At 55.8% G+C, this 13,820-nt stretch carries 7 protein-coding genes; all 7 read right to left on the bottom strand.

Annotation, left to right across the window (positions count from 1 at the left end; genetic code table 11):
• Positions 1-3: 3 nt before the first annotated feature.
• A complete protein-coding gene (locus F3J38_RS22645) occupies positions 4-3,105 on the bottom strand; it encodes an efflux RND transporter permease subunit (protein WP_167142360.1) in 3,102 nt (1,033 codons plus the stop codon).
• Positions 3,105-6,305, bottom strand: a complete 3,201-nt coding sequence (locus F3J38_RS22640; RefSeq protein WP_167142357.1) for an efflux RND transporter permease subunit — start codon at positions 6,303-6,305, stop codon at positions 3,105-3,107. The genes F3J38_RS22645 and F3J38_RS22640 overlap by 1 nt, the downstream gene beginning before the upstream one ends.
• Positions 6,302-7,552, bottom strand: a complete 1,251-nt coding sequence (locus F3J38_RS22635) for an MdtA/MuxA family multidrug efflux RND transporter periplasmic adaptor subunit (RefSeq protein ID WP_167142354.1) — start codon at positions 7,550-7,552, stop codon at positions 6,302-6,304. The genes F3J38_RS22640 and F3J38_RS22635 overlap by 4 nt, the downstream gene beginning before the upstream one ends.
• Positions 7,553-7,694: 142 nt before the next feature.
• On the bottom strand, positions 7,695-9,095 hold the full coding sequence (locus tag F3J38_RS22630) for an efflux transporter outer membrane subunit (protein WP_167142351.1): 1,401 nt from the start codon (positions 9,093-9,095) through the stop codon (positions 7,695-7,697).
• On the bottom strand, positions 9,085-12,219 hold the full coding sequence (locus F3J38_RS22625) for an efflux RND transporter permease subunit (protein WP_167142349.1): 3,135 nt from the start codon (positions 12,217-12,219) through the stop codon (positions 9,085-9,087). Before F3J38_RS22625 ends, F3J38_RS22630 begins: the two co-directional genes overlap by 11 nt.
• 9 nt (positions 12,220-12,228) lie before the next feature.
• Positions 12,229-13,365 carry an efflux RND transporter periplasmic adaptor subunit gene (locus F3J38_RS22620; RefSeq protein WP_167142344.1) on the bottom strand — a complete coding sequence of 379 codons (1,137 nt, stop codon included), beginning with the start codon at positions 13,363-13,365 and terminating at the stop codon, positions 12,229-12,231.
• A gap of 210 nt (positions 13,366-13,575) precedes the next feature.
• Positions 13,576-13,764, bottom strand: coding sequence for a toxin-antitoxin system HicB family antitoxin (locus tag F3J38_RS22615; protein WP_167142341.1), 189 nt, complete (start codon positions 13,762-13,764; stop codon positions 13,576-13,578).
• Positions 13,765-13,820 lie beyond the last annotated feature (56 nt).

Genomic DNA, 13,820 nt, shown 5'->3' with positions numbered 1-13,820 from the left:
CAATCAGGATTCCACATGACGCAACCGCTGCCACTGACGTTTGGTGGCACGGCTTAAACGATCAAGCCAGAGATAAACAACCGGCGTAGTAAACAGGGTCAGCAGTTGGCTCAGCGCCAGACCGCCTGCAATCGCTAGCCCAAGTGGGCTACGTAAATCCGCATCGCCGCCGCTGCCCAATGCCAGCGGCAACGCACCGAAAAAGGCTGCCAGCGTGGTCATCATAATGGGACGGAAACGCATCAAGCAGGCTTGGGTAATCGCCTGCTGCGGCGACATCCCTTGCGTGCGTTCGGCATGAATGGCGAAATCGATCATCATGATGGCGTTCTTTTTCACAATGCCGATCAGCAGAATAATACCGATCAAGGCGATCACCGTGAGTTGCGTGTTGGTGAGCAGCAACAATAACAGTGCGCCAACGCCCGCCGAAGGCAGCGTTGAGAGAATGGTCAACGGATGGATATAGCTCTCATACAGCACACCGAGCACGATATACACCGCCGCCAGCGCCGCAATAATCAACCACGGCATGGTGGCAGTGAGCTGGGTGAAAGCCGCAGCGGTGCCAGCGAACCCAGCCTGAATGGTGGACGGTAACCCCAGTTTAGCCATCGCCTGCTTGATCAGTACCTGCGCCTGCTCTAGCGACACGCCGTCATTCAGGTTAAAGGCCACGGTGCTGGTGGCCGACTGCCCCTGGTGCGCCACCGACAGCGGTGCGTTGCCGCCCTTGAAGCTGGCGAAAGCGGAGAGCGGCACACGATCGCCGCTGTCGTTAATCACATACAGCTCTTTCAGAATTTCTGGATCGCGCGTGTAGCTGTCCTGCAATGACATCACCACATGATACTGATTCAGCGTGTGATAGAGCGTAGCGACCTGGCGCTGGCTGAAGGCATTATTGAGCATGGTGTCCAGCATTTGCACATTCACGCCAAGCCGTTTAGCGCGGTCGCGGTCGATATTGATCACCACTTCCTGTCCACCGGTTTGCGAATCGGAATCCACGCTGTTGAGCTGCGGGATTGCCGCCAGCGCCGCCTGCACTTTCGGCGTCCAGACACGCAGCAGATCGAGATCGTCCGCCTGCAAGCTGTATTGATACGTCGCATTGGCGCTGCGCCCACCAATATGCAGGTCCTGCGCCGCCATCAGGAACATCTGCGCACCGGCAATATGGCTGGTTTTCAGGCTCAGTCGGTTGGCGACTTCGGTGGCCGTCGCATCACGATCGCTGAAATCCTTCAGACGAACAAAGAAGTTGGCGCTGTTACGTGAGCCAAACATGCCGCTGCCCATTGAGGACATCACGCTCTCCACCGCGGGATCGGACTGAATGATCTTGGTGAACTCCAGCATCTTCGGCTTCATCGCCTGGAATGAGATGTTTTGGTCAGCGCGCAAAGCCCCCATCAGCAGCCCAGTATCCTGATTGGGGAAGAAGCCCTTCTGTACTACGGAGAACAGAAACAGATTCAACAGCACCGTCAGCACCAGGCTGAACATCGTGATCTTCTGGTGCGCCATCACCCACGCCAACCCGCGCGAGTAGGCCGCCAGCAATCCATTCAGCTGGTTTTCGATAAACTGGTAAACCGGGTGTGGGCGTTTACTGACTTTAGGTTTTGGCTTCAGCAGCCGTGCACACAGCATCGGCGTCAGGCTGAGTGAAACAAACATCGAGATCAGCAGCGAGATGGTCAATGTCACCGCAAACTCGCGGAACAAGCGCCCCACGATACTGCCCATCAACAGGATCGGAATAAACACCGCCACCAGCGACATGGTCATCGACAGCACGGTGAAACTCACTTCCTGCGCGCCTTTCAGCGCTGCGCGCAACGGGCTTAAGCCTTCTTCGATATGGCGCGTAATGTTTTCCAGCACCACAATCGCATCATCTACCACGAAACCGGTGGCGATGATCAACGCCATTAATGACAGGTTATCGAGGCTGTAGCCCAGCAGATACATCACCGCACAGGTACCAATTAGCGAGACGGGCAGCGCCAGGGCCGGAATAATCACCGCCTGGACATTGCGCAGGAACACAAATACCACGGCGATCACCAGCAATGTGGCAATCAACAGCGTCTCTTCGGTGTCATACAGTGATTCACGCACTGTAGGGGAACGGTCTACTACCACTTTCAACTGGGTATCAGCTGGCAGGTCTTTTTCCAGCGCCGGAAGCTGCGCCTTGATGGCATCAATGGTGTCGAGCATATTGGCACCGGCCTGACGCTTAATCCCGACCATGACCGAGGGCTGTGAATTAAGGAATCCCGCCTGATACTGATCTTCCACCGAGTCATATACCGTCGCGACATCATGCAGGCGCACGGCTTTGCCGTCCTTATAGGTCACGATCAAATTCTGATACTGCGCGGCTTTATCCAGTTGGCCGTTACTGTCCACCACCCATGATTGGTTGCTGCCCTCCAGAATGCCTTTAGGCTTGTTGGTGGTACTGTTGGCGATGGCTTCACGCACCGTATCCAGCGAAATGCCGTACTGCGAAAGCTTGAGCGGTTGCAGATCGATGCGCACCGCTGGCAGCGCACTGCCCATCAGCGACACTTCCCCCACACCTTTAACCTGCCCCATGGCCTGCTCGATTTTGCTCTCGGCCAGATCGTAAAGCTCACCCGGCGTGCGCGTGGCTGACGTGAGCGCCAGCATCACAATCGGCGCATCGGACGGGTTGGCTTTGCGATAGGTCGGCAGGGATTCCATGGCGCTCGGCAGCAGGCTGCGCGCGGCATTGATCGCCGCCTGCACATCACGCGCAGCACCATTGATATCGCGGTCGAGGTCAAACTGCAAAATGACACTGGTAGACCCTTGAGAGCTGGTCGAGGTCATTTCGGTGACGCCTGCAATTTGCCCCAATGAACGTTCCAGCGGCGTGGCGACGGTCGCCGCCATGGTTTCTGGACTGGCACCGGCCAAGCTGGCGCTGACCATGATGGTCGGGAAATCCACTTGCGGCAGCGGGGCTACCGGCAGCAGCCGATAGCCCAACGCACCCAGCAACATGATCGCCAACGTCAGCAACAGCGTGGCGACTGGGCGGAAGATAAACAGCCGGGTAAAATTCATTACTCGCCCCGCGCCTGCTGCTGTTTACGCTGCATATAGCGCTTGCCACGCTGCGCGATACCATCAAACCACAGGTAGATCACCGGCGTGGAGAACAGCGTCAATACCTGGCTGACAATCAACCCGCCAACGATCACCAAGCCCAGTGGTTGACGCAGTTCTGCACCAGAACCCGAAGCCAGCATCAACGGCAGCGCACCAAGCAGTGCTGCCATGGTGGTCATCAAAATGGGGCGGAAACGCAGTAAACACGCCTGATGTATCGCATCACGCGGGCTCATGCGCTGCTTGTTCTCTGCCTCCAGCGCGAAGTCGATCATCATGATGGCGTTCTTTTTCACGATACCGATCAGTAGGATTACCCCAATCAAGGCGATCAAACTGAATTCACTGCCCGCCAGCAACAGCGTCAACAGTGCGCCCACCGCCGCTGATGGCAGCGTCGAGAGAATGGTCACCGGATGAATAAAGCTCTCGTACAGAATACCCAGCACCACATACATGGTGATCAATGCCGCCAGTATCAGCCATAGCGTGTTGCCAGTGGCGCTCTGGAATGCCGAGGTTTCCCCCTGATAGCGCAGCGTAATGCTCGACGGCAGATTCAGCTGCTGCGTCACTTCCGCTATCGCTTTTTGCCCATCCTCCAACGAATAGCCGCTGTTCAGGTTGAACGACACCATGACGGCAGGAAATTGATTGAGGCGCATGTGCATCAGCGATCCCGTACGCTCGTGGATAGTGGCAATCGAGGTCAGTTTCACCATTCCGGTGGTCGTGCTGTCGCTGTCCGAGCTGGAGGTTGAGGTGCTACTCGAACTGCTGCTGGATGTGGTGCTCGAACTGCTGCTGGTTGAAGAGCTGGTACTGCTGGTCACCGGCAAATAAACATCATCAAACGACGCCGGAGACTGCTGATACTGCGGCGCCACCTCTAGCACGACGCGGTACTGGTTGGCTTGGGTAAAAATCGTGGAGACCAATCGCTGACCGAAACTGTTGTAGAGCGCGGTATCAACGTCAGAAGCGGTAATACCATAGCGTGCGGCTTTATCACGATTCAGTTCAACATAGGCCACGCGCCCCTGATCTTGCAGATTGCTGACCACACCATTGAATTCCGGGCGCTTCTGCAATGCTGCCACCATCTTAGGCGTCCAGCTCACCAGATTTTCACTGTCGGCATCATCGAGGGTGAACTGATACTGGCTCGGCGTGACCTGATCGTTGACCGTCAAATCCTGCGCCGGTTGCAGATAAAGTTGAATACCTGCCACCTGTTGGTCGGCCTGCTGTAGCTGCTTGATCACCACGTCGGCTTTGTCGTCACGTTCGCCAAATGCCTTGAGGTTAATCTGGATGCGCCCACTGTTGAGGCTGGTGTTGCTGCCATCAATACCAATGGTCGATGAGAGGCTGTCAACCGACGGGTTTTGCAAAATCACTTTTGCCAGCGCTTGCTGACGTTTCGACATCTCGCTGAACGACACATCCTGCGACGCCACGGTGACGCCTTGGATCAGGCCGGTGTCCTGAGTGGGGAAAAAACCTTTGGGGATGGCAATATACAGCAGCGCTGTCAGCGCGAAGGTCGCCAGCGCCACCAACAGCGTCAATTTTTGATGATTCAGCACCACCGTCAACAGGCGGTCATAACCGCGCACCAGTTTGTCGAACAGTTCGCCGCCCTTACGCGAGAAGCGTGACTGCTTCTCTTCCGGGATATGCTGCAACAGGTAAGCGCACAGCATTGGCGTCAAGGTCAGTGATACCACCATCGACACCAAAATGGAGACCGCCAGAGTGATCGCAAATTCGCGGAACAAGCGCCCCACCACATCACCCATAAACAGTAACGGGATCAGTACCGCGATCAGTGAAAAGGTCAGTGAGATAATGGTGAAACCGATCTGCTGCGAGCCTTTCAGCGCGGCTTGCATCGGGGTTTCCCCCTCCTCCAGCCGCCTGGAGATATTCTCCACCACCACAATCGCATCGTCGATGACGAAACCGGTGGCAATGGTCAACGCCATCAAAGACAGATTATTCAGACTGAAATCGGCGAGGTACATCACGCCGAAGGTACCAATCAGTGATAACGGCACCGCCACGCTCGGGATCAGCGTCGCCGCGACATTACGCAGGAACATGAAGGTCACCATCACCACCAGCGCCACGGACAGCATCAGTTCGAACTGCACATCGCTGATTGAGGCACGAATGGTTTGGGTACGGTCCGATAAAATCGTCATCTTCACGCCATCAGGCAGCGCGGCCTGCAAGGTCGGCAGCTGCGCTTTGATGCTGTCCACCACCTGAATGACGTTGGCACCCGGCTGGCGCTGCACGCTGATGACAATCGCCGGGCTGTTGTTGGCCCAGGCTGACTGGAAACTGTTTTCCGGCCCCTGCTCAATGTGCGCGATATCTTTCAAGCGCAGCGCTGCACCGTTCTGATAGGTGATGATGAGGTTGCCGTATTCGTCGGCGGTGCGCAGCTGGTCGTTGGCGTCGATGGTGACGGAGTGGTATTTACCATCGAAACCACCTTTGGAACCGTTGACGTTGCTGTTGCTGATCAACGTATTGACGTCTTCAAGTGACAAGTTATGCGCCGCTAACGCTTTCGGATCCATCTGCACCCGAATGGCAGGCTGATGACCGCCCGCCAGTGTCACCATACCTACGCCGTTGATCTGTGACAGCTTCAACGCCACGCGGGTATTCACCAGATCCTGCACCTGCGTGAGCGGCAGGTTATCGGAACTGGCCGCCAGGGTGATCACCGCCGTGTCTGCCGGGTTTACCTTTTTATAGGTCGGCGGATTTGGTAGATCGGTCGGCAAAAGGTTATTGGCAGCATTGATCGCCGCCTGCACCTCCTGCTCGGCGACATCCAGCGACAGATCGAGGCTGAACTTCAGCGTGATGATCGAAGAACCGCCGGAGCTGGTGGACGTCATCTGGCTTAAGCCAGCCATTTGCCCAAGCTGGCGTTCCAGCGGAGAGGTCACCGAAGAGGCCATCACGTCGGGGCTGGCACCGGGATAGAGCGTGGTGACCTGGATAGTCGGATAATCCACCTGCGGCAGTGCCGAGGTGGAGAGAAATTTATAAGCAAAGATCCCGGCGATAAGTACGCCCACCATCAGCAGAATGGTGGCCACGGGACGCTGAATAAAGAGGCGAGACGGATTCATTTTTGCGTCGCTGTCGCGGTTTTACTGTCATCAGCCAGCGACACTTTACTGCCGTTGGTCAGGCGATCGATGCCTTCGGTGACCAGACGATCGCCCGGCTCAACGCCTTTGAGGATCGCCTGCTGATCTTCGCCAAATGCCGGACCGGTGGTGACGGCTTTACGCGTGACGGTATTATCTTGGTTAATCACAAACACAAAGCTGCCGTCACTACTGAGCTGCAAGGCCTGCGCAGGAATGACCGTGGCACCTTTCAGAAGGTTGGTTTGCAGGCGCAGGTTAACAAACTGGTTAGCAAACAGTGACTCATCTTCATTGGGGAAGGTGGCTTTCAGCTCAATGGTACCCGTGCTGGTATCAATCTGGTTGCTGATGAACTGGACTGCACCTTGGGCCAGTTGGGTGCTGTTGTCCTGATCAAAGGCCACCGCAGGTAAACTTTGCCCATTATGCAAGGCCTTAGTGAGCTGTGGGATATTGCTCTGTGGCACGCTAAAGGTCACGGCCGCAGGCTGCATCTGCGTGACCACCACAATGCCGGTGGTATCGGTGGTTTGCACCATGTTGCCGGGATCAACCAGACGTAAGCCCACACGACCGCTGATCGGTGAAGTAATGCGTGCATACTCAATATCCAGCTTCGCGTTGGCGATCTGCGCCTGATCGGCCGCAACTGCGCCTTTATATTGGCCTACTGTGGCGGTTTGCGTGTCGAGATCCTGACGCGATAGTGAATCCTGCGCCGCCAGCTTCTTGTATCGAGCCAGCGTCAGCTCTGCGCTTTTCAGCAGAGCCTGGTTCTGGTTGAGATCGCCCTGATACTGCGCCAGCGTCGCTTGATAGCTACGGGGATCAATCTGTGCCAGCAATTGACCGGCAGCGACCTTTTGCCCTTCGGTAAAGAACACCTTATCTAACTGACCTGCAACACGGCTGGTGACAGTGACGCTGGCATTCGGAATCACCGTACCCAGTGCGTTGAGATAAACCGGAACATCGGCGGTACTCGCCACGCCACTATGCACCAGCGTTGCGCCTCCCATCATTGCCATGCCTGGCGGGCCACCGGCTCCGCCACGATGACCACCCCGTGCCCCTTTGCCTCCACCTGGCGGCATACCGCCCGGCGCGCCACCGTGTCCGCCGACAACGCGCCAGATCACGCCCGCGACAATGAAAAGCACAATCAAAATAAGCAGCCATTTAAGCCAGCGGAAACGCGATCTGCGAGGGGAATTAATGGTCATCGGACTCTTCAGATAAACAGGAAAAAGGAAAATCCCCTGTAATGTCAGGGGATTATTTCAAAAGAAATCATCACTGCTTGTATTATCAACTGAAGCGCCATGGAATTTCCATGGAGAAACCGTAAGGGTTACGTTAAGGATCTCAGGACTTCCAGCCGCCGCCCAGCGCTTTATACAAGGTGATTTTCTGGCTCAACTGGCCCAGATGCGCGCTGATAAGCGACTGTTGCGAACTGTAAAGCGATCGTTGGGCCACTAATACATTGAGATAGTTGTCTACGCCTTGCTTAAAGCGCAATTCGGAATAGTCGTAATCGCGCTGATTCGCTCCGACTTCCTGTTGCAGCGCTGTCAGCTGATCCTGCCAGGTATCCTGACCGGCCAGCGCATCATTCACCTCTTTGAAGGCGGTCTGAATCGCTTTCTCATAGTTAGCAATTTCAATGCGTTTCTCAATATGCGCGATATTGAGATTAGCCTCGTTTTTGCCGCCGTCAAAAATGGGCAGATTGATGGAAGGGACGAACGACCAGGCACCCGTTCCGCCACTCAGTAAGCTGCCCAGAGAGCTGCTGGTAGAACCGCCTGATGCCGTCAGCGTGATGCTCGGGAAGAATGCCGCTCGTGCTGCACCAATATTCGCATTCGCGGCTTTCAGTGTGTGTTCGGCAGCCATGATATCTGGACGACGCGTTAACAGATCTGACGTCAAGCCAGCAGGTGTTGCCGGGAACTGCCAGTTGGCATCCAGGGTCGCGTGTGACAACAGTGTGGCTGGCAGGTCGGTGCCAACCAACAACCGCAGGGCATCCACATCCTGACGCACCTGTCGCGTGTAGCTGGCAACATCTGCCTGCGCCGCACGTACCGTGCTTTCTGCCTGCGCCAGATCCTGATCGCTGCTGGCACCGCCGTCATAACTGAGCTTGGTCAGTCGATAGGATTCTTGCTGGCTCTTGGCGGTGTTTTGCGCCAGTTGCAGCAGATCGTTATCCGAACTCAAGGTCAACCACGCCGTCGCCACTTCGGAGATCAATGAAATGCGGGTGGCGCGCTCGGTGTCCGCCGTCGAGAGGTAAGTCTCTTGCGCTTCGTTGCGCAGACTCTGCAAACGGCCAAAGAAATCCAGCTCCCACGAGGTGACGCCCAACCCGGCGTTCAGCTCGTGATAGGTCACCGCACCGGTGGTTTTGGTGTTGTAAAGATTCGCAGGCTCATGCGCGGAAGTCTGGCTTGCCGTGGCATTGATCGATGGCATCAATGCGGCACGCTGCACCGTCACGCTCTGCTGGGCTTCTTCAACATTCAATGCCGCGACGCGCAGGTCGCGGTTGTTGTCGAGTGACAGCTGAATCAGATTGCGCATCGTGGCATCCGTGAAGAAATTCTGCCACGGCAAATCGGCCACGTTGCCCACTGCCGTGGGCTGATCGTATTTCTCATCTACTGGCATATTCGGACGCTGGTAGTGTGGCGCCAGCGTACATCCGGCCAGCGCCAATGCCAGTGGCAACAGCGCCATACGGAAAGTTTTACTGTTCATGCGTTGTCACCTCTACGGATGCTTTTTTCTTACGGGCGAAGAACTGCGATACCACCACGTAGAACATCGGAACAAAGAAGATGGCGAGGAAGGTCGCGGTGATCATCCCGCCCGCTACCGCAGTACCAATCGAGTGCTGGCTACCTGCGCCTGCGCCGTTAGAAATGGTGAGCGGCAGTACGCCAAGGATAAAGGCCATCGAGGTCATAATGATCGGTCGGATACGCAGTCTCGCGGCTTCCACCGCCGCCTCCACCAGCGTTTTTCCTTCACGTTCATGCAACTCTTTGGCGAATTCCACAATCAGAATGGCGTTTTTCGCCGCCAGCCCCACCGTGGTGAGTAAGCCCACCTGGAAGAACACGTCGTTTTGCAATCCTCGCAGCAGCACGGCACTGATAGTGCCGAGAATCCCGAGCGGCACCACCATGATCACCGAGAATGGAATTGACCAGCTCTCATACAGCGCTGCCAGACACAGGAACACCACCAGAATCGAGATCATATACAGCTGGGTGGTCTGGTTGCCGGACGCCTGCTCCTCATAGGAGATGCCGTACCACTGCACGCGGAAGCCTTTAGGCAACTGCTTCGCCAACTGTTCCACCGCTTTCATCGCTTCACCGGTACTCTGCCCTGCCGCAGGCGATCCGAGGATCTCTTCGGAGGTCAGACCGTTAAAGCGCTCGAAGTGTGGCGAGCCGTAAACCCACTTGCCGCTGGCGAAGGCGGAGAATGGCACCATGGTGCCGCTGCTGTTGCGGAAGTACCACTTATCAAGATCGGATGGCGTGACGCGTGAATCAGCTTTACCCATCAGGTAGACCTCTTTCACACGGCCGTTATACATAAACTGATCGATATAGCTGGAACCCCACGCCACTGACAGCGTGTTGTTGATGTCCGTCATGCTCAGTCCCAGCGCACTGGCCTTCTCGTCATTGATCTCCAACTGATACTGCGGCTCATCTTCCAGCCCGTTCATACGCACCTGCGCTAAATGGGGGTCTTTGTTAGCCAGATCGATTAACTGATGCGTCGCATCCATCATCTGCTGATGAGTATGCGCGCCAGTATCCTGCAGATAGAGGTCAAAACCGGTGGCATTACCCAACTCCATGACCGCAGGCGGCACCATGGCAAAGATTTTGGCGTTTTTGTAATTGGCAAAATGCGCCATGACACGGTTCGCCAGATCCTGCACGCTTTGCCCGCTATGGGTACGATCGCCCCAGTCCTTCAGGCGTACAAACGCCATCGCGTTACTCTGACCACGGCCGGCAAAGTTAAAGCCTGCCACGCCAAAGGTGGTGGTGACCACCGAAGCCTCATTCTTCTGCAGGTAGTCATTGAGATCGTTGATCACCTGCTGCGTACGCTGTGAAGAGGCGTTAACCGGCAGCGTCATCTGCACCATCATCAAGCCCTGATCTTCTGCGGGCAGGAAAGTGGTCGGGACACGCGTGAACAAAAAGCCCGTCACGCCGACGATCACCAGGTAGATCACCAGGAACAGGCCGCGACGGGAAATCACTTTATTCACGCCGCGCGTATAGTGCATCGCGCCGCTGTCGAACTTACGGTTAAACCAGCCGGCAAAACCGGTGGTCTTGTGCTCCGCCGACGAAGCCTTTAACAAGGTGGCACAAAGCGCTGGGGTAAAGATCAGTGCCATGATTACCGACAGCGCCATCGCCGAAACGATGGTGATTGAGAACTGGCGGTAAATCACCCCGGTGGAGCCGGAGAAGAATGCCATCGGCAACAGCACCGCCGACAGCACCAGCGCAATCCCAAACAGCGCGCCCTGTATCTGCTGCATCGACTTGATGGTGGCGGTTTTAGGATCGAGGTGCTCTTCGTGCATCACGCGCTCGACGTTCTCCACCACCACGATGGCATCATCCACCAATAGCCCTATTGCCAGCACCATACCGAACATCGTCAGGGTGTTAATGCTGTAACCGAAGGCTGACAGGATGCCAAAGGTGCCGAGCAGCACCACGGGGACCACTAGGGTCGTAATCAGGGTGGCGCGCAGGTTTTGCAGGAACAGCAGCATCACGAAGAACACCAGCACCACCGCTTCGATCAGCGTTTTCACCACTTCTTCAATCGAAGCGCTGACCACCGGGGAGGTGTCATACGGATACTGAATTTCAACATTATCCGGCAGTGAGTCTTTCAGATCGGCAATGGTCTGGCGCACCGCTTTGGCGGTATCCAGTTCATTCGCTCCGGTGGCCAGACGCAATGCAATACCGGCAGCCGGTTTGCCGTTCATGGTGGCGTCAATACCATAGCTCTGCGGCCCTAAGGCTACGCTGGCAACGTCTTTCAGGCGAATTTGCGAACCGTCACTGTTCACTTTCAGCAGCACATTTTCAAACTGCTGCACGGTTGTGAAACGGGTTTTACCCAGTACCGTAGCCTGAGTTTTCGCGCCCTGAATAGTCGGTAATCCGCCGAGTGAACCGGATGACACCTGCACGTTCTGGTTATCGATGGCAGTGGTGACATCGCTCGGCATCAGGTTGTACTTATACAACTTGGCGGGATCGAGCCAGATGCGCATCGCATATTCCGAACCCAGCACCATAAAGTCACCGACGCCAGGCGTACGGGAGATCGGGTCTTCCAGCTTCGACACCAGCATATCCGCAAGGTCGCCGTTGGTGAGTTTGCCATCTTTAGAGATCAACCCGATGACCATCATGAAGTTCTTCTGGTACTTACGGATGCGGATACCCTGCTGGGTCACGTCAGTTGGCAGCTGCGATTCCGCCAGCGATACGCGGTCTTGTACCTGTACCTGAGCGATATCGGGATTGATACCTTGGTTAAAGGTAGCGATGATCTGCGCACTACCATCCGAGGCACTGCTGGACTCCAGATAGCGCAAGCCATCCAGCCCGTTCAGCTGCTGCTCAATCACCTGCACCACGGTGTTCTGCGTGGTTTCGGCGCTGGCTCCCGGATAGGTCACCGAGATCGACACCGCCGGTGGCGAGATATTGGGATACTGATTGACCGGCAAGCTGATGGCCGCAATCCCGCCCACCAGCATCACGATAATCGCGATAACCCAGGCAAATATCGGGCGTTCAATAAAAAACTTCGACATACCGCCCCCTTATTGTGCCGCTGCGTCGGTCATCGACAGACTGACAGCACTGGCGGATGGGGTGTCATTGGTGTTTGCCGCAGTGGTGGTGACTTTAACGCCAGCACGTACGCTTTGCAGATTGTTCACCACTACATTTTCACCTTCACTCAGCCCTGACGTCACCAGCCATTCACCTTTGATCATCTCGCCGGTGTGGATACTGCGCTGCTCAATGGTGTTGTCGCCTTTCACCACATACACATAAGGTTGGCCTTTGGTGTCATGCATGATCGACTCCTGCGGCACCAGAATCCCCTGCTGCTGAATGCCCTGCGGGAAACTGGCGTGCACATACATGCCTGGCAGCAGTTCGTTATGCGGATTCGGGAATACGGCGCGCAGCACCACGGTGCCGGTGGCGGTATCGACGTTCACTTCCGAGAACGCCAGTTTGCCCTGCTGACCATACTGACTGTTGTCTTCCAGAGAGAGGCCAACCGCAGCGGTGTTGTCATCCACTTTGGCAATTTTGCCGTCGGCTAAGGCACGGCGCAGACGCAGCAGATCGGTAGAGGACTCACTGACATCGACATAGATCGGATCCAGTTGGGTGATGGTGGCGAGATAGTCGGTCTGGCCGTTAGTCACCAGCGCACCGGCGGTATACAGCGAACGGCTGATGTGGCCGGAGATCGGTGCTTTCACCAGCGTGTAATCAAGATTGACCTTAGCGGTTTCCACATCAGCTTGTGCTTCACGTTCTGCCGCTACAGCATCATCGTAAGTCTGCTGGCTGATGGCATGGGCAGAAGCCAGTGGCTGGTAGCGTTTTGCGACCATCGCATCGTTTTGCCAGGTCGCCATGGCTTTGTCATAAGCGGCTTTATAGGTCGCCGGATCAATCTGATACAGCGGCTGGCCCGCTTTGACTTCGCCCCCTTCGGTAAACAGGATTTTCTGGATAACACCGCTAACCTGCGGACGCACCTGCGCGGTGCGAACCGCTGTGGTGCGACCGGGCAATTGGGTCACCAGTGTCACAGGTTCAGATTTTAGGGCAATGACGCCCACCTGGGGAGTCGCGGATGCAGCGGGCTTTGCTCCGCCCTGGTCACAGGCTGCCAGTAAAAACACCACGCTGGCAGAAAGAAGTTTCAGGCGCATAATTTTTCTCTGGATGAAAGGAGGGATAGTCACTGATGTGATGACATTAAAAAAATCATTGTAGGGAGGGAGTCATGCAGCGGTTGTTAAGGTTGCGTAAAATATATTTTCCAAAGGAAAATGGTAAACCTTTCGTGCCATAAATAGCTGTGAAATTTAGCTTTTTGCGGGTTTTTGTCGATGGTGCGCATGAAGGCGCACCCTACGGCGTTAGCCTTTTGGCTCAATGCCTCTGCGGCGCAGTTCACGGCGCGCCAAATCTTTCAGCCAGCACGATAACGTGATGTTCTCATCTTCAGAGACTTCGCGCAGTTGGTCGTGCAGTTCCGGATGAATGCGCAACTGAAACGCCGAGGAACGGCCTTCACCTTTTGGGGTGCGGTCTTTGGTTTTTGGCATATTTGATGTCCTCAGCGAAGGGCAATAAATACGCCCCAAAGCCGTGCTACCAACAC

This window comes from Candidatus Pantoea formicae (assembly GCF_011752625.1).
In the GTDB taxonomy this organism is placed as follows: Bacteria; Pseudomonadota; Gammaproteobacteria; order Enterobacterales; family Enterobacteriaceae; genus Pantoea; species Pantoea formicae.
Note: the sequence above shows the minus strand (reverse complement) of the source record. Positions and strands in the feature narration are given on the sequence as shown.